The following is a 16,519-nucleotide window of genomic DNA, read 5'->3' as shown; positions in this document are numbered from 1 at the left end:
TGGCCCACGCGATCATCGTGTCATTGCTCCTCGTGAGTTCGGGTATCAGTGCGAGAGCGAGCACACCAGTCGGCTGCATTCCTATTCTTGCGAAACCGAAACCGAACTCGTGCGGAAGTCGCTTGGCCCGAAGCTTGTGAGAAAGCTCACATCCGCGGCATCGCGTCCAACGCCGATCTTCACGGTCTGGGAAGGATCGGCCATCCCGGTCGGATCGACCAGTTGCCATGTCCCCCCGGCGGGTGTCGCCGGGTCGGCAAGGAAGACTTCGGCAACCGCGTGAAAGTCGGGCGGATCAACCCCGGGGGCGTAACAGGCGACGTAGCGTGCGGGAATCGCACTGGCGCGCGCGAGGGCAATCAGGACATGGGCATAATCGCGGCAGATACCCTGCCGCGCAATGAAGCTCTGGGCGGCGCCGGTCCCGGAATCCGATACGCCGGGAACATAGGTGAAATTTTCGCCGATCCAGTCCCTCATCCGAGCGATGCGCGCGCCGCCCGCGGTATCGCCGAACTGTGCATCGACGAAAGACTGGAAGTCGTCCGCCGGGCAGTACCGACTGTCGAAGAGATATTCCACCGCTTCGCCTGGCAGGTGGTGGGCGGGCAGGGCAGACAGCTCTTCCAGATTGGAAACCTGTCGTTCGATATCGACACGTGCGCGATAGGCGACGGTGCACTCGCCTTGCGCCCTGATCCAGATCCGTTCGCCGATGTCGTGCTGCGCCGAAACACGCGCGCACCGCTCGTCCGGGTCCAGATCGGTATCGCTCGAAAGGATAGTCTGCTCGGGGATTGCAGCAGCTTCGAACTGCAACAGGATATCCGTCGGTGCAGCGAGGTGGAAGGCGAAGCGGGTTTCGATGGAGATCGGCATATGGCCGGTCAACGAGGGAGAGGCGGGGAGGTTTCGTCCTTATGCCGTGAGCGGCGCCCGGGAACCCCCGCGAAAACGAAAAAGGGCCCCGAAACGGGGCCCTTCGAATTCTATGTGGCGGTAACGCTCAGTCTTCGCTGAACAGCCACTTCCAGATGCTCCACATGGTCGTACCTCCTGTTACTTCAGGAGTTATATGTCATTAACCATAAGCGTTTGTAAAGTTTAAACCATGTTTGCGGCTGGCCTGTTTAGAGTAAAGTCTTGATATTCCAGAAGATCAGATAGAGATAAGGGGCGCGAAAATGCGAAACCCTGGACCTGCTGGCAGCCCGCTTCCTCAAAAAGAACGATGTCTTGCGGGTTTTCCAGACCCTCCGCCACCACGGTGATTCGCGCCTCGCGGCCCATTGCGGCTATGCTCGATACGATGGCCCTTGCCTTGGGGTCCTTCGCCATATTGGCAACGAAGAGCCTGTCGATTTTCAGCTCGTCGAAGGGCAGTTCGTAGAAGGCTTCGAAGCTGGCGGCGCCGACGCCGAAATCATCCATCGAAATCTTGACGCCGAGGGATCTGAGTTCCTCGAGAATACTCGCCGCGACGGTATGGTCGGAAATGCGTGCTGTTTCGGTGATTTCCAGGGTCAGATACGAGGGATCGAAACGCGTTGCCTGCAGAACGTTGCGGACGATACCGGCGATCCGCATATCGCCGAGAAGGGTGGCCGAGATATTGACTGCCATGGAGATTACGCGCCCGCGAAAATGGAGCAATTGTCCGGCCGAACAGGCGCTTTGCAGAACATAGCGGGTCAAATGCTCCATCCGTCCCGCTTTTTCGCACTGCTGGATGAAGTGCTGGGGCGAAATGAAGCCGCGTGCGGGATCGTGCCATCTGACGAGGGCTTCCACACCGGCAATCGACTTGGATGCGAGGTCGATCTTGGGTTGATAGACGCAATAGATCTCGCCGGCCTCCATCGCCTCGTCGATCCGTGCCCGCAGGGAGATGTCCCACAACAGGTCGCTTTGCGACCCCGTTTCGGCAACTGCGATAGGATTGTGGGCTTCCGAGGTCTCTTCGGCGGCGGCGATGGCGGCCGCTAACCGAACGGTCGGATCATCATCGATCGCCGCAACGCCGAACGTGATCCCCACATCCACCGAGAACCCGCCGACCTGAACGGGTGCGGCGAAAATGGCGCGCAAGCCCTCGAGGTGATCGGTTACCGCATTGGTGTCGTCGCTTGCTACATGCCAGCCCAGATGGTGCCCATCGCTATAGATGGCCAGATTGGGATCGGCCGCGCGCAATCGGTCGACAAGTTTGAGGACATAGCTCCCTTTATCGTCCGAGCGTAAGGTCTTGAGAACACGTTCGTAGTTCTGGATTTTGGCGATGACGACATGGCCGCTTCCGGTTTTGTCACGTATGAGTCGGCTTTCGAGAGCGCGAAGTTTTGGCAGGCCGGTTTCGCTGTTCACCATCTCGACACGGCGCTTCCACCGTGCGCGCCAGCGGAAAGCCGCATAAAACCCAAGAAAACCCAGGGCGTAGGATAGATCAAGCCGGGTTCCGAGTTTGGATGAGGCAACGAAGAGGGCCGGGATCGTGAGAAAAATGGCCGCATATGCCACCCACCTACGCTTGCGTGTTCGACAAGCAAGAAGTGCTGCGATTAAGAGTAAGGCGAATATTGACAGTATCGTAGTGGCCCGAAGGTACCGCGTGTTGCCTGCCTTAAGTGTTTCGCCAGCATAAATATCAATAACGCTCGCTGGCGCATTCACGCGGCCCGGAATTGGTTGCTGTGTCCCTGGAACAATGTTTGTATGACCAAAAACTACTGCCTTACCGGTAATATCGACCGGTGGCCGTGTTGCTCTTGGGTTGCCACTGTTTAGAGCAGTTAACGGAAGAAAAGGGATTTCTTGACTGGCAAAGCCATAGTCTACGGAGAATTTCTTTCTGCTGGGCTCGCTAACTCCGCCAATTGCTGCGCCAAGCGACCGGACTAAAGAGCCATTTACTTCGTACCCATAGTGGATCTCCCATGCGAAACCGAAGAAGTTCCGATCAGTCTGATCCGATACGACACGCCCGGCCGGACTTGCGATATCGGGTGACGTTTTTCGGAGTATTCTCTCGCTCCCTGTCCCAGCAACAATTTGATCGACCAATGTGATGCGGGGACCGAGATCGGCAATTGCGCGGGCAAGCCGCGCGTCGGCAGCCGGATTGTCGGACGTTTCGAACGTGACATCGAGGAAGACCTTGCCGACGCCGAGCCGATCGAGCTCGTCGAGCGCTGCGGCCACTTTATATCGCCGCTCCGGCGCGGTGGGATCGTTGAGCGCTTCGTCGGAGCCGACAAACACGACGTCACCGGATGGATGCCGGTCGGCGATGCGCGATTGGATCAGCCAGAGGAACTGATCGACCGGTTCGAACAGAAGAACGGCGTATGTGGCAAGCGTAATCAACCCCGCCCAAAACAGGTGTCGTAGGCGTTCGAACAGGCGCCTGCTGAGCAGCGCGCGTCCGCCACCGACGATTGCCTCTGCCGCCTTCAAGATGCGTGTTTCACCCATCGAACGCCCTTATGGCGCTCTTAAGTTTAAGAAAGGCTTGATGGTCCTCTCGCTGCAACCCCCTGCCCCAAGAGTTTCGGGGGTTGCGAAGGTTAATGCGGGTTTAGGAACTTGCCTGAACGAAATTCGAACCGCGGCTGGATTTGCGGATCATCCGGGGACGATTTCCCGTTCCGATTGAATTGGATAAGCGCACGGGGGAAAGGTAACCCGGCGGGGTTAACAGCCCGGATGTGGCCGTATCAGTGTACCGCTCCATACAAGTCGTGCGCGTCACTGTCCTCTATTGAGACAGTTACGATATCGCCCGCCGCGAGGGAGTTCGGCACATTGCGCAGGTAAACCGCCCCGTCGATCTCCGGCGCGTCTGCCTGGCTGCGCCCGGTTGCGCCGATGTCGCCATCTTCATCCGGTTCGCCGACTTCGTCGATGATGACCGGAATTGTGGCCCCCACTTTGGCCGCGAGCTTCGCCGCGCTGATCCGTTCGGTGACTTCCATGATCCGGGCGTAGCGGTCTTCCTTGATGTCTTCCGGCACAGGGTCGGGGAGGCTGTTGGCCCGTGCGCCTTCGACGGGCTCGAAGCGGAAGGCACCGACACGGTCGAGCTGGGCTTCCTCGAGCCAATCGAGCAGGTACTGGAAATCCCCTTCGGTTTCGCCGGGGAAGCCGACCACGAAGCTCGAACGGATGGCGATTTCGGGACAGGTCTCGCGCCACGACTTGAGGCGTTCGAGAACCTTGGCCTCGTTTGCCGGACGTTTCATCGCGCGCAGCACCTTGGGGCTCGCATGCTGAAACGGGATATCGAGATAGGGCGTAAGCAGCCCCTCCGCCATCAACGGAATTACCGCGTCGACATGGGGATAGGGGTAGACATAATGCAGCCTCACCCATGGCGGGGCGCCGCCGCCTATGTCGAGCTGGCCCAGCTCGCGCGCGAGATCGGTCATGTGCGCGCGCACTTCGCGGCCTTTCCACATACGGCTCTCGTGCCGCGTATCGACGCCATAGGCACTGGTGTCCTGGCTGATGACCAGCAGTTCCTTCGTGCCTGCCGCGACCAGCTTTTCCGCTTCGCGCAGAACAGCATCGATCCGGCGGCTGGCGAGCTTCCCACGCAGGTCCGGGATGATGCAGAAGGCGCAGGAATGATTGCAGCCTTCGGAGATCTTCAGATAGCTGTAGTGGCGGGGCGTCAGTTTGACATCGGGCTGGGGGATCAGGTCGATGAAGGGGCCTTGGCTGGGCGGGGCGTGTTCGTGTACTGCCTCGACCACGGCTTCGTATTGATGCGCGCCCGTCACCGCCAGAACACTGGGATGCGCCGCGCGAATGGCGTCGGCTTCCTCGCCCATGCAGCCGGTCACGATGACGCGGCCATTCTCGGCAATCGCCTCGCCAATGGCCTGCAGGCTTTCTTCCTTGGCGGAATCGAGAAAGCCGCAGGTATTCACCAGCACCACGTCGGCACCGGCATAATCCGGGCTCATCGCATAGCCGTCGGCGCGTAGGCGGGTGAGGATGCGCTCGGAATCGACCAGCGCCTTGGGACAGCCGAGGGAAACCATACCGACCTTCTTCTGGTCGGGGATCGGGGTAGTGGTCGTGCTCATGATTGCGCGCGCCTCTACACCCGTGGGCGGCTTTGCGCTAGCTTAGAGCGCATCGGGTGTTCGAAGGAGACGGAGAAATGGGTGAGATCAACTGGTTGCCTGTGCTGCTTGGCGCGCTGGCATTCTTTCTGGTGGGGGCCATCTGGTACGGAGTGCTGTTCAGCAAGGCGTGGCAAAAGGCGGCGGGCATTAGCGACGAGCAGCTTCAGGGCGGAAATATGGCGCTGATCTTCGGCCTGACATTCCTTGCAGAAGTCGTGATTGCGATGACGTTGTGGCATCTGATCGTCCGTACCGGCGCCAGCGACCGGGCGGTGATGATGATGGCAATCGGATTTGGCGCCACGATCATGACCCCGGCCATCGGGATCAACTACCTCTACCTACGAAAGACGCTGGCCCATTTCCTTATCGATGCCGGTCACTTCATCGTGGGTATGGCGGCGATGGGCGGTGTCTTCCTGTATTTCCGTTAATCCTCAAGCCTCCTTTTGCGGTCCTCGCGAGCGTGCCCGTCGCCCTTGGTTTCGCCATTGGTCGTGGGCACGATTTCGACCACCACGTCGCCTGGCTGCAAGCGCTGGCATTCGTCTTCCCAGAAACCGAGCGCTCTGCCGTCGCGATAGACCCGCAAGCCCCGGCCCCCGGTTCGCAGCTCGCCGATAGCGCTGCCACATTCTTCCTCGGTGATCTCACGCTCGACCAGTTGGACTCGGCCGGTGACACTGGCGAGGTCAGCGAGATATTCGGCGATATGTTCCCCTTTGGCGCTGCCGGCGAGCAGCAGGCCGGTAAAGCGCACGGGATTGATGACATTGTCGGCGCCCGCCTGGCGCGCGAGCGATTCGTTGTCATCGGCGCGCACGACGGCACTGATCGGAACATTGGGGGCGAGCGCGCGCACAGTCAGGGTTATCAGTATCGTGGTATCGTCGCGTCCGGCCGATACGAGGACGTTCTGAGCCTCGGCAATCCGCACTGCCTTGAGCGTCTGGTCGCGCGTGGCATCGGCGGCCATGACATTGCAGCCCAGCGCTTCGGCTTCTGAGAGCCTGTCTTCGCTGGGATCGATTACGACGATACAGGATGGGTCCGTGCCGCGCTCGATCAGTTCGCTGACCGCTTCGGAGCCGGATATGCCATAGCCAAGCACGACGATGTGATCGGAGAGCTGTTCTTGGATGCGGGCCATGCGCCATTTCTCCCAGCTGCGCTTGATGATGAAATTATACGCCGTGCCGACGAAGATGAAGAAGACGGCAAAGCGGATCGGAGTCACAATGACCGCTTCGACGAGTCGCGCACGGTCCGAAATCGGGGCGATATCGCCAAAGCCTGTGGTAGTAATCGATATCATCGTGAAATAGATGACGTCGAGGAAGCTGACCTCGCCGTCGAGATTGTCGACCAATCCTTCGCGGTCCCACCAGTGGACCATGATGACGATGAAAATCAGGAACAGCGCCAGACCGAGCCGGATACCGAGATCGCCCCAGACCGGGAGCTTGACCGCGCGCCTGAGCGGCTGGAACCGCGGCCCGCGATAGCTGCGGGGCGGATTGGTAGGGGCGATCCTGTCGACCTGCTTGTCGCTGCTCATCGCGAGCCTTGGTGCGCGCGGAAGCACGCAGGGTCAATAGGATAGCGCGGGATCACCCTTCGAAGCGCTCGGCCAGCGCGCCGAGCGAAGAGTGGTGGGTGAGGTCGAGTTGAAGCGGGGTCACCGAAATATACCCCTCGTCGATTGCTTCGAGATCGGTGCCATGGTCGAGCGTGTGCTCGATCGCTTCGAGGCCGAACCAGTAATACTGGAATCCGCGTGGATCGCGGCCTTCGACTACCGTCCCGCGCGAGTAATCGTGAAAGCCCTGGCGCACCGCGCGGATGCCTTTCACTTCGGACGGAGGCACAGGCGGAAAGTTCACATTGACCAGCGTGCGCTTGGGTAGCGGCGTGTCGAGCAGCGGCGCCAGCACTTTCGCGCCCCATTCCGTCGCCGGGCCGAAAGGGCCGTTTTCGCCCATGCCCTCTTTCGCATAGACCTGACTCAGCGCGATCGAGCGCACACCGGCCAGCGCACCTTCGATGGCCGCCGAAACGGTGCCCGAATAGGTGATGTCGTCGGCCAGGTTCGCGCCGCGATTGACGCCCGACAGGATGACATCGGGCTGTGCCTCGATCACCTTGCGCAGACCCATCGTGACCGCATCGGTCGGCGTTCCGGTGACCGAGAACCGGCGCTCGCCGTGCTTGCGCAGCCGCACCGGGCGGGTGAGGGTGAGCGCATGGCCCATGCCCGATTGTTCCTCGTCGGGCGCGCAGATCCAGATATCGTCCGAAAACTGGCGCGCAATCGCTTCGAGCACTTCGAGGCCCGGTGCGTGGATGCCATCGTCATTGGTGAGCAGGATACGCATCAGGATATCGGCTCCAGTCTGGTTACGCCGCCCATATAGGGCGCAAGGCATTGCGGCACGGTGACGCTGCCATCGGCCTGCTGGTAGTTTTCCATCACCGCGACCAGCGTGCGGCCGACGGCGAGGCCCGAACCATTGAGGGTATGGACGAAGGCGGTCTTCTTCTCGCCTTCGGGGCGATAGCGCGCATTCATGCGGCGCGCCTGAAAATCGCCCGTGTTCGAGCAAGACGAAATCTCGCGCCAGGCACCCTGGCCGGGCAGCCATACTTCGAGATCGTAGGTTTTGCGCGCGCCGAAGCCCATGTCGCCGGTGCACAGCAGCATGCGGCGATAGGGCAGGTTCAGCGCCTCGAGCACGCCTTCGGCGCATTTGGTCATGCGCTCGTGCTCGGCCTCGCTGTCTTCGGGGCGGCAGACGCTGACCAGCTCGACCTTTTCGAACTGGTGCTGGCGGATGAACCCTCGCGTATCGCGCCCGGCGGAACCGGCTTCGGAACGAAAACAGAGTGTGTGCGCGGTCAGGCGGATCGGCTCGGCCAGATCGGGCAGGATGTCGCCCGCGACCGAATAGGTGAGGGGGACTTCCGAGGTCGGAACCAGCCAGCGATCGTCGGTGGTGTGAAAGCTGTCCTCCGCAAACTTGGGCAGCTTGTCGGTGCCGTACATGGCATCGTCGCCCACCAGCACGGGCGGGTTGCATTCGGTATAGCCGTTCTCGCGCGTTTGCTTGTCGAGCATGAACTGCGCGAGCGCGCGATGGAGGCGGGCGATGTCGCCGCGCAGGAAGGTAAAGCGCGCGCCCGACAGCTTGGTGCCGGTTTCGAAATCCATGCCGAGCGCGGGGCCGATATCGGCATGTTCCTTGGGCTCGAAATCGAATTCGCGCTTCGTGCCCCACTGGTGCTGCTCGACATTGTCGGTCTCGTCCGCCCCTTGCGGCACGTCGTCTGCGGGCAGGTTGGGCAGGGTGGCGAGCAGATCGTGCAGCTCGGTTCCCGCAGCGCGCTCGGCCTCTTCCCATTCGGGCATGTTCGCCTTGATCTCGGCCACTTCGGCCTTCAGCGCTTCGGCTTTGTCCTTATCGCCCTGGCCCATTGCCTGGCCGATTGCCTTGGAGGCCTCGTTGCGGCGACTCTGCGCCTGCTGGACCCGGGTTGCCGCCTCGCGCTTCTTGGCGTCGAGCGCGACGATGCGGTCGGCCACCGGCTCCGCCCCGCGGCGGGCAAGGGCGGTATCGAAGTCGGACGGGTTGGCTCGAATAAAGGCGATATCGTGCATGGCCGGGCCTATGCCTTTTCGTATTGGCCTTGGCCAGACACTTCGCGGCCCCGCCCTTGTCCTTTCCGGGGCACCGTTCTAGTCCCCACTCGTTCAGGGGCAATTCCAAGAGCTTGAAAAGGCCATCCAGCTTGAACGACCAGCCGATCCAGCCGCCACGCCGAACCCGCTTCATCGATATCGCGGATGGCGTGATCCGGGTTGGGCGCAGGCTGGGATTGATCGATCCGGCGCGGCTCGACAGGAACGTCTTGCTGGAACAAGCGGTTGACGCGACCGGCCTCGACGATTTCGGTGATCGGTGGTTCGAACGCCCGTTCGACGTGCTGCTCGACAGTGTTCGGCACGAGGCACAGCTCAATGCGGCGGGCGATTTCTCCGCCATGAAGATGTTCCATCATGTGCTGCGCGACCGGCTCTACACCCAGATGTGGTTTGCCCGGCATCCCGAAATCCTCGCCCGGCCGCTGAAGAACCCCGTGGTGATCGTCGGTCCGATGCGGTCGGGAACGACCCGGCTGCACCGGCTGCTGGCGAGCGATAAACGCTTTGCCCATTTGCGCAGCTTCGAGACGATCAGCCCCGTGCCGCGCCCCGAATTCGAGGCAGTGCTGGCGGGCGAGGCGGAAGATTTCCGGCCCAAGCTTGCGAGCCGCATCCTCAAGGTGGCGCGGCTGGCCAATCCGCGCACGCTGTCGATCCACCCGACCGGGCCGTTCGAGCCCGAGGAGGAGCTCGGCCTGGTTGCCGCCTCGATGTACGGGATGAAATGGGAAGCGCAGTGGCATGTGCCGGGATATTCCGAGTGGTGTGCGAGCGAATCCGCCGTGCCTGCCTATCGCCACATGGCCAATCTGCTGCGGCTGATCGGCTGGTCGCAGCAGGAAAGCTCGCTGCGGCCTTGGATCCTCAAAACCCCGCAGCACATGCTCGATCTGCCCGCGCTGCTCGAAGTGTTTCCCGACGCGCGGCTGATTTTTACCCACCGCGATCCACGGCAGGTGGTCGGCAGCGCCGCCTCGCTCGCGTGGAACCAGACGACGATCTACACCGATCGCGTATCGCCTGAGGAAACCGGGCGGCAGTGGCTCGACAAGACCGAGCAGATGATCGCGAAGATGCGATCGGCGCGCGATGCCATCCCGCGCGACCGCATGATCGATGTGCAATATGAGGATATGGAGCGGGACTGGCGCGAAACGATGGAGCGGGTCTATCGTTTCCTCGGCCTCGACATGGGACCGGCGGTGCCGGGAATGCAGCGCTATCTCGACCGTTCGGCCAATCTGAAGCGCAACCCGCACCGCTACAGCCTGGAAGAATTCGGCCTCAGCGAAGGCGAGGTGAACGAACGCTTCGCCGACTATACCGAGACATACGGCATCCCGGTGGAAGGACGGGCGGCGCCCATGCCTAGGCGGGTAGCCAAATAGGCACGAAAAAGGGGCCGGAAGCCAGGCGTCCGACCCCTCTTGCGATCCGGATGGATCAGTAGGTGAAGGTTACCGAAGCGAAGACCTGCCTCGGGTTGCCGTAGAAGGCCGTCAACGTGCCTTCGGGGCCGAGGGTCGGAATGGGGTATCCGTTCGCACCATTCTGGATCGCGCCCGTCCTTGGATCGGTCCTCACAAAGGTATAGCCGCTGGTCTTGTACTCCTTGTCGAGCAGGTTCTTGCCGTAGAGCCCCACGCTCCAGCGATTGCCGGGGGCCGTATAGACCACGCTCGCATCGAGCAGCGCAAAGCCGTCCTGGTCGAGGAAGGGGTTCGGAATCTCGAACTGGCTCGTCTTGCTGCGGTAGGACAGCGTCGTTGCGAGATAGAGATCGCCTGCGCCCACCGGCGTATCATAGCTGGCGGTGATGCTGCCGGTTAGCTCGGGCGTGTTCTGAACCACGCGGGATTCCGCCACATCGGTCGGCGTATTGCCGATATTGGTGATGTATTCGTCATATTGCGCGTCGATATAGCCGAGCGATCCGGCAAGGCCGAACCCGCCGGGGAAGCGCGCATTGGCCTCTAGTTCGAGGCCCTTGAAGGTGGCCTTGCCCGCATTGGAGACGACGCCGCAGAAGGTCGTCACGCCCCCGACCTGACACGCGACCGAGCCCGGAATCTGAACGTCGGTGTAGTCGGCATAGAAGGCCGCTGCGGCGATGTTCAGGATACCGATATTGCCCTTGTAACCGATCTCGTAGCTGTCGACTTCCTCGGGCGCGAAACTCAGGAAGTCGGCGACCTCTTGGTCGGTCGGGCCTCCCTGCGTCGTGGTGGGCGCATTGAGGCCGACCCCGCGTGGATCGAAACCGCCGCCCTTGAAGCCTTTTGAATAGCTTGCATAAATATTGTGATCGGGCGTGGGCTTGAAGCTTATCGAGGCCCGGGGCGTGAATTTCTTGAACTCGCGGCTACCTTCGAAGTCGGTGCTCGGCCCGCCGAAAGGAACGCCGGCACCGCCGAAGACCGGTGAACCGCCGCCCAGATAGTTCTGGCGGAGGATTTCGGCGCTGCGTTCATCCCAGGTGTAGCGCCCGCCGACCGACAGGCTGAATTGCTCGTTCAGATCGTAGGTGAAATCGCCGAAGATGGCATAGGTTTCGGTATCCACATTGGCCTGGGTGAAGGCGGTAAACCCTGCGAAGGTGGTGAAAAGGCGCACGTCGAACAGCGTGTCGGCCTTGGCGTCGAGATAATAGAAGCCGAGCAACCCGCTGAACGGCCCGCCATCGTCCCAGACGAGCTGGAATTCCTGGCTGAGCTGCTCGTTGAAATAGGCGCCGGGCACATCGAGGTCGACCGCCGGAAGCGCGTCGAAATCGATCGGGGTGAAGCTGTCGTCCTTCCTCCATGCCGAGATCGAACGGAAGGTCAGCGCATCGCTCAGTTCGACCTCCGCATGCAGCGACAGGCCGTAGGATTCGACTTCCTGTTCCGGATCGTTGAGCGCCCCGCGCGTGTCGAAGACATTGTCGAGAACCGGCGCGCCCGAAACGAGCCCCGGGATCAGCCGGTGGCCACCGCGCGGATTGCTCTTGTCTTTGGTGTAATCGCCCTGCACGCGGATAAAGACCGGCTCGCCATAGCCGCCAAGCTCGAGGCTCGCGCGGCCGGCCCAGATATCCTTGTTGTAGTTTTCAAGGCCGGTGGTGAGATTGTCGCCGAAACCGCCGCGCGAAAGCCGCGCGATCGACCCGCCGATACGGGCCAAGTCGCCAAGCGGGGTCGAGGCGGTGATGACGCCTTCCGCCTGATCGTAAGTGCCATAGGTCGCGCGCACTTTCAGCGCGGTGTCCTGCGGCAGGCGCCGGGTGACATATTTGACCGCGCCGCCGATCGTATTGCGGCCGTAGAGCGTACCCTGCGGGCCGCGCAGGACCTCGATCCGCTCGACGTCGTAGATATCGAGCACCGCCGCCTGCGGGCGGTTGAGATAGACATCGTCGAGATAGATGCCGACGCCCTGCTCGAAGCCGGAAACCGGGTCCTGCTGGCCGATCCCGCGGATGAAGGCGGACAGGGTGGAATTGGTCGCGCGACTGGCCTCGAGCGTGACATTGGGCACGGTCTGCCCGACATCGGTAATGTCGAGAGCACCCCGCTGCGAAAGCTGCTCGCCGCTGATGGCACTCACGGCCACGGGCACGTCCAGCAGTCTTTCTTCTCGGCGTCGGGCGGTGACGATGATGACATCTTCGTCGGCGGCAGGGGCAGCTTCCGAGATCGCGTCTTCAGCCGATTGCGCCTGCACGGGCGCGGCAATGAGTGCTGTCGTGGCTGCGCTGCAGAGCAGGCTTGCGGCTAGAATTCTGGTCGAACGCATTTCGGATTCTCCCTCCCGATCTTTATCTCTTGCTGGTAGCGATACTGAAACCTGAACCAACTTTCAAGTTTGTTCTTGCGCGAGGGGTGCCGTTTGATAGGTAGGGGGCATTCGGGTTGGGGGATCGGCGCATGACAATGGCGGGCGAATTGAACGACAAGACGCCGCGCACGGAGCGCGGGCGGCGGACCTTGCGCAAGCTACTGGATGCAGCGGCAACCGAGTTTGCCGAGCGGGGTTTTCACGAGGCGTCCATCAGCGGCATCACGCGTAGCGCCGGTGTCGCGCTGGGCACGTTCTATACCTATTTCGACAGCAAGGATGCGATCTTTCGCGCTCTCGTCTCCGATATGAGCGCCGGTGTCGGCAAGGCGGCGCGCGAAGCGCTCGATCCGTCGATGGGCGCGCTGGAAGTGGAACGTGTCGCCCTGCGCGCATTCCTCGAATTCGCTTCCGAGCATAAGGAAATATACCGGATCATCGACGAGGCGGAATTCGTCGATCCCGAAAGCTATCGCGCGCATTACGAGACCATCGGCGCGCGGATCGAAGAGCGCTTGAAAAAAGGCGCGGAGAGCGAGGAATTCCTACCGGGTCTCGGCACTCCCGAAGCCTGGGCACTGATGGGAATGAACGTCTTTCTCGGTCTGCGCTATGTGATCTGGGCGCGCGAAGGCGATCCCGATTTCCAGGAAATCGCGCGCCGGGCCAATGCCATGCTAGCCAACGGGATTGGCGGATCGGCCGAGTGATCGCGGAACCGCGTGCTCACGCTACCGTTGGTCTTGTGAAGGAGCATCGACATGATAGGCAAGGTCATCGGAGCATTCGTGGGCGATCGAATCGCCAGGCAGACAAGTGGCATCGGAGGCGCGAGCGGAGCCGCCTTGGGCGTCGTCGCAACTACCGTTCTGCGGCGCATGAGCCTTCCCGCTATGATCGCTCTCGGTGTGGGCGGCTATGTCGCGAAAACGGTGCTCGACAAGAGACAGCAGGAAAAGAACCGTTCATCCGGCGAGCCAACATCTCGCGCGGAAAATGGCAACGGCAGGGCTCGGGCCGCCTGACGACCAAACTCAACCGCCAGTACAATCCCAGGGGCCGCATCCAAGGGCGGCCCTTTTGGTTTACACATGGCGCGCATTTGCATCTTTCGGCAGGCTTTCTATGGTCGTGCCTAACGACCTTTCCCAGAAACATCAGAAACTTCAAACATCAGAAACTTCGCGCCTCTCCAAGGGCGTCAGGGCAGGAGACAGCATGACCGGAGAGACCGATACCACAATCGAGCCTCCATTGGTCGACCTGCCCATCAAGACAGCATCACGTGGATTTTACGACGGTTTCAGTCGCGAAGTGACGATTCCATCGAAGGTGATTGTGTCGCTGCTCATCATGTGGGCGATTTTCTTCCCGGTCAGCGCGAGCGAGACCCTGACCGCCGCCAATTCCACCATCATTTCCTCGTTTTCGTGGTGGTACGTTTATCTAGTCGCCTTCCTAATGTTCGCCTGCCTCACCCTGGCGATCATCCCGCAATCGGGCGAGTTGCGGATCGGCAATCCCGGAGAGAAGCCCGAGTTCGGCCGGTTTTCCTGGTTCGCCATGCTGTTCGGCGCAGGCATCGGTATCGGGATGTTGACCTATTCGACCGGCGAGCCACTGGCGCATTTCTCGAACAATCCCGAAATCATTCGCGGTGCGATCGAAGCGCGGTCGGTCGAAGCCGTGCGACCGGCCTATATCTACACGTTCCTGCACTGGGGCTTCGCTGCCTGGGGGACATATGCGCTGGTAGGGCTGGCGATTGGGTATGTGGCGTACCGGCGCGATTTGCCGCTTACCATCCGATCGGCGCTTGCACCGTTGTTCGGGCTGCACCTTTCGGGGCGGTGGGGCCATCTGGTCGATATCGTGGCGGTCGTGGCGACGATCCTCGGGGTCGCGGTGACCATGGGCCTTGGCGTCGAACAATTCATCGCGGGCCTCGCCCGGCTGGGTATGGGAGACTGGCTGCTCGATCGTGACGGGTCCTCCTCGGCAATGGCTGTGATCCTGGCTCTTGTCGTCCTAGTCGGCGCCTCCACGCTGAGTGCGCTTTCCGGCGTCGGCCGCGGGATCAAATGGTTGTCCAATCTCAATATGGCCCTGTCTTTCGCACTTCTCGCCCTGTTCATGATTGTCGGGTCCGGTCTGTTCGGCCTGCGTCTTTTGGGCACGGGTCTATGGGATTATCTGCGCACGCTGATCCCGAATTCGCTTACTCTGTTCGAAGGCGGAGGCGCGATGGGCGACGCGCTGGTGCAATGGCAACTCGACTGGTCCGTGTTCTATTGGGCATGGTGGATCGCCTTTGCGCCTTTCGTGGGCATGTTCATCGCCCGGATTTCGCGCGGACGAACGATCCGCGAATATGTCCTGGGCGTGATTCTCGTGCCCTCGCTCATGTGTTTTGTGTGGATGACGATCGTCGGCGGCACAGCCATCGATCTCGAACTGAGCGGAACTGCCCAGGGCGCGATCGTCGACACCGGCATTTCCGACCAGCTTTATGCCACGCTGGCTGTTCTGCTCGATCCGGCGGTCGCCACGCTGGTCTCGGGCCTCGTTGTCGTCCTGCTGATGACCTATCTGATCACATCGACGGACAGCGCGATCCTGATTGTCAACACCATCAACGGTGCCGGAGACAGCGAAGGCGAACAGCGTCACCATATTTTCTTCTGGGGCGCGGCACTGGCATTCGTCGTCGGGAGCATGCTGATCCTCGGCGGGATCGATGCAATCCGGATCACCATGATTATCGGAGCCCTGCCGTTCAGCTTCGTAGTCGCCATAATGGCGGTTTCGATCCTCAAGGCGGTCGTCTTCGATCTGAGGCGCAAACGGCACGGCGTACCCACTACTGCCCAGGGATGTGCCGATCTGATGGCTGGAAAGTAACGCCTTTCGTGCTTGCCATCGCGCAGTGACTTTTGCCTTCGCTTCTGCGCCTGTGCATTCGGGAGTGCGGTTCAGCCTTCCTTGGCACTCTTGTAGGCCTGGATTATCTGATGTTCGGCGTGGAGTTTGCCTGCCAGGGTGTGGCTGGCCGCCACTTTGAGCGTTCTTCGCGCGACATCGGAAACGGACCGCGGTGCCGCGGCGACCCTTGTGGCGACCTGGCAGGCTCTCTCCGGCAGCGCCCGATCGTCGACGATCTCGTTGACCAGACCAATCCTCAATGCAGTCGGCGCGTCGATCTTCTCGCCGGTGAGCATTGCTTGACTGGCCCATCGCGTGCCCACCGCCTCGCTCAGCAGGCTCGCCAGCCCGGTCCCTGAAAAGGCCCCGAGCATGGCGTGCGTATCCGCAAAGACCGCGCTTTCGCCAGCAAGGATGAAATCGCAGCGTAGCGCCAGTTCCAGGCCGCCGGTGATGGCCGGGCCATTCACGGCCGCGATGACAGGTTTGCCAGACTCGCTTACCGCGCAAATGGAATCGGCGATGTGCGCTCTCGACCGGCTCGGATCGCTGAATTCCTTCAGATCGAGCCCTGCGCAAAAGGAACTGCCCGATCCGGTGAGAACACAGGCTCGCCAGTGTGAATCGGCGCGAAGTTCGGCGAGTGCTTCGAGAAGGTTCTCGGCGAGGGGCGAGTTAAGCGCGTTGCGGGCGTCTGGCCGGTTGAGGGTGAGTAGCATCACCCCGTCGGCGGGCTCGGATTTCAGCAGGGGGGCGTGCAAGGCGCTTCTCCTCGATCGGCATCGACATGCGTCACAATGCAATCAGAGCTTTTCGGTGAGCTCTGGCACGATTTTGAAGAGGTCTCCGACGAGGCCGATATCGGCGACCTGGAAGATGGGGGCGTCTTCGTCCTTGTTGATGGCGATGATGGTCTTGGAATCCTTCATGCCCGCCAGGTGCTGGATCGCGC

13 protein-coding genes and 1 pseudogene are annotated in these 16,519 nt (G+C 61.3%); 5 read left to right on the top strand and 9 right to left on the bottom strand.

The annotated features are described in order from the left end of the window. Nucleotides 1-81: 81 nt before the first annotated feature. The 3 genes from L5849_RS12905 to rimO all read right to left on the bottom strand — a co-directional run bounded on the left by L5849_RS12905 (nt 82) and on the right by rimO (nt 5,087). On the bottom strand, nt 82-879 hold the full coding sequence (locus L5849_RS12905) for a transglutaminase family protein (RefSeq protein ID WP_236925918.1): 798 nt from the start codon (nt 877-879) through the stop codon (nt 82-84). A gap of 225 nt (nt 880-1,104) precedes the next feature. Continuing rightward, nucleotides 1,105-3,471, bottom strand: coding sequence for an EAL domain-containing protein (locus L5849_RS12900; protein WP_236925917.1), 2,367 nt, complete (start codon nt 3,469-3,471; stop codon nt 1,105-1,107). 242 nt (nt 3,472-3,713) lie between these two features. Further along, nucleotides 3,714-5,087 carry a 30S ribosomal protein S12 methylthiotransferase RimO gene (gene rimO, locus L5849_RS12895; RefSeq protein ID WP_236925916.1) on the bottom strand — a complete coding sequence of 458 codons (1,374 nt, stop codon included), beginning with the start codon at nt 5,085-5,087 and terminating at the stop codon, nt 3,714-3,716. 77 nt (nt 5,088-5,164) lie between these two features. On the opposite strand from rimO, the gene L5849_RS12890 reads away from it, so the two are divergent. Then, entirely contained in the window at nt 5,165-5,563 is a 399-nt protein-coding gene (locus L5849_RS12890) for a DUF1761 domain-containing protein (protein ID WP_115416016.1), read from the top strand. Here the strand turns inward: L5849_RS12890 and L5849_RS12885 are convergent. From L5849_RS12885 to serS, 3 genes are read right to left on the bottom strand one after another with little or no spacing between them, the layout of a single operon-like run. After that, complete coding sequence (locus L5849_RS12885; protein ID WP_115416017.1) at nt 5,560-6,687, bottom strand: TrkA family potassium uptake protein; 1,128 nt, start codon at nt 6,685-6,687, stop codon at nt 5,560-5,562. The two genes, L5849_RS12890 and L5849_RS12885, sit on opposite strands and share 4 nt — an antisense overlap. 52 nt (nt 6,688-6,739) lie before the next feature. Next, on the bottom strand, nt 6,740-7,504 hold the full coding sequence (gene surE / locus L5849_RS12880; protein WP_236925915.1) for a 5'/3'-nucleotidase SurE: 765 nt from the start codon (nt 7,502-7,504) through the stop codon (nt 6,740-6,742). Beyond that, nucleotides 7,504-8,784, bottom strand: coding sequence for a serine--tRNA ligase (gene serS / locus L5849_RS12875; RefSeq protein WP_236925914.1), 1,281 nt, complete (start codon nt 8,782-8,784; stop codon nt 7,504-7,506). Before serS ends, surE begins: the two co-directional genes overlap by 1 nt. A gap of 131 nt (nt 8,785-8,915) precedes the next feature. Between serS and L5849_RS12870 the strand changes: the two genes are divergently transcribed. Next, complete coding sequence (locus L5849_RS12870) at nt 8,916-10,217, top strand: sulfotransferase (RefSeq protein ID WP_236925913.1); 1,302 nt, start codon at nt 8,916-8,918, stop codon at nt 10,215-10,217. 55 nt (nt 10,218-10,272) lie between these two features. On the opposite strand, the gene L5849_RS12865 is transcribed toward L5849_RS12870, so the two are convergent. Beyond that, complete coding sequence (locus L5849_RS12865) at nt 10,273-12,603, bottom strand: TonB-dependent receptor (protein ID WP_236925912.1); 2,331 nt, start codon at nt 12,601-12,603, stop codon at nt 10,273-10,275. A 131-nt stretch (nt 12,604-12,734) separates the two neighbouring features. Between L5849_RS12865 and L5849_RS12860 the strand changes: the two genes are divergently transcribed. From L5849_RS12860 to L5849_RS12850, 3 genes are all read left to right on the top strand, one after another. Then, nucleotides 12,735-13,355: a TetR/AcrR family transcriptional regulator gene (locus L5849_RS12860; protein ID WP_370459229.1), complete on the top strand. Its 621-nt coding sequence runs from the start codon at nt 12,735-12,737 to the stop codon at nt 13,353-13,355. Nucleotides 13,356-13,406: 51 nt separating this feature from the next. Then, nucleotides 13,407-13,670: a hypothetical protein gene (locus tag L5849_RS12855; RefSeq protein ID WP_115416021.1), complete on the top strand. Its 264-nt coding sequence runs from the start codon at nt 13,407-13,409 to the stop codon at nt 13,668-13,670. A gap of 193 nt (nt 13,671-13,863) precedes the next feature. After that, nucleotides 13,864-15,546, top strand: coding sequence for a BCCT family transporter (locus L5849_RS12850; RefSeq protein WP_236925911.1), 1,683 nt, complete (start codon nt 13,864-13,866; stop codon nt 15,544-15,546). A 71-nt stretch (nt 15,547-15,617) separates the two neighbouring features. On the opposite strand, the gene L5849_RS12845 is transcribed toward L5849_RS12850, so the two are convergent. Together L5849_RS12845 and L5849_RS12840 are read right to left on the bottom strand one after the other, a co-directional pair. After that, nucleotides 15,618-16,328, bottom strand: coding sequence for an enoyl-CoA hydratase-related protein (locus L5849_RS12845; protein ID WP_236925910.1), 711 nt, complete (start codon nt 16,326-16,328; stop codon nt 15,618-15,620). A gap of 42 nt (nt 16,329-16,370) precedes the next feature. Beyond that, nucleotides 16,371-16,519, bottom strand: a pseudogene (locus L5849_RS12840) (electron transfer flavoprotein subunit alpha/FixB family protein); the annotation flags it as partial.

It is taken from the genome of Erythrobacter sp. SN021 (assembly GCF_021864455.1).
Note: the sequence above shows the minus strand (reverse complement) of the source record. Positions and strands in the feature narration are given on the sequence as shown.

Excerpts from the sequence above, each read along its gene's own strand:
- L5849_RS12850 (WP_236925911.1), top strand. The coding sequence starts at position 13,864 with ATGACCGGAGAGACCGATACCACAATCGAGCCTCCATTGGTCGACCTG.
- L5849_RS12855 (WP_115416021.1), top strand. The coding sequence starts at position 13,407 with ATGATAGGCAAGGTCATCGGAGCATTCGTGGGCGATCGAATCGCCAGG.
- L5849_RS12890 (WP_115416016.1), top strand. The coding sequence starts at position 5,165 with ATGGGTGAGATCAACTGGTTGCCTGTGCTGCTTGGCGCGCTGGCATTC.
- serS (WP_236925914.1), bottom strand. The coding sequence starts at position 8,784 with ATGCACGATATCGCCTTTATTCGAGCCAACCCGTCCGACTTCGATACC.
- L5849_RS12885 (WP_115416017.1), bottom strand. The coding sequence starts at position 6,687 with ATGAGCAGCGACAAGCAGGTCGACAGGATCGCCCCTACCAATCCGCCC.
- L5849_RS12860 (WP_370459229.1), top strand. The coding sequence starts at position 12,735 with ATGACAATGGCGGGCGAATTGAACGACAAGACGCCGCGCACGGAGCGC.
- surE (WP_236925915.1), bottom strand. The coding sequence starts at position 7,504 with ATGCGTATCCTGCTCACCAATGACGATGGCATCCACGCACCGGGCCTC.
- L5849_RS12865 (WP_236925912.1), bottom strand. The coding sequence starts at position 12,603 with ATGCGTTCGACCAGAATTCTAGCCGCAAGCCTGCTCTGCAGCGCAGCC.
- rimO (WP_236925916.1), bottom strand. The coding sequence starts at position 5,087 with ATGAGCACGACCACTACCCCGATCCCCGACCAGAAGAAGGTCGGTATG.
- L5849_RS12900 (WP_236925917.1), bottom strand. The coding sequence starts at position 3,471 with ATGGGTGAAACACGCATCTTGAAGGCGGCAGAGGCAATCGTCGGTGGC.
- L5849_RS12905 (WP_236925918.1), bottom strand. The coding sequence starts at position 879 with ATGCCGATCTCCATCGAAACCCGCTTCGCCTTCCACCTCGCTGCACCG.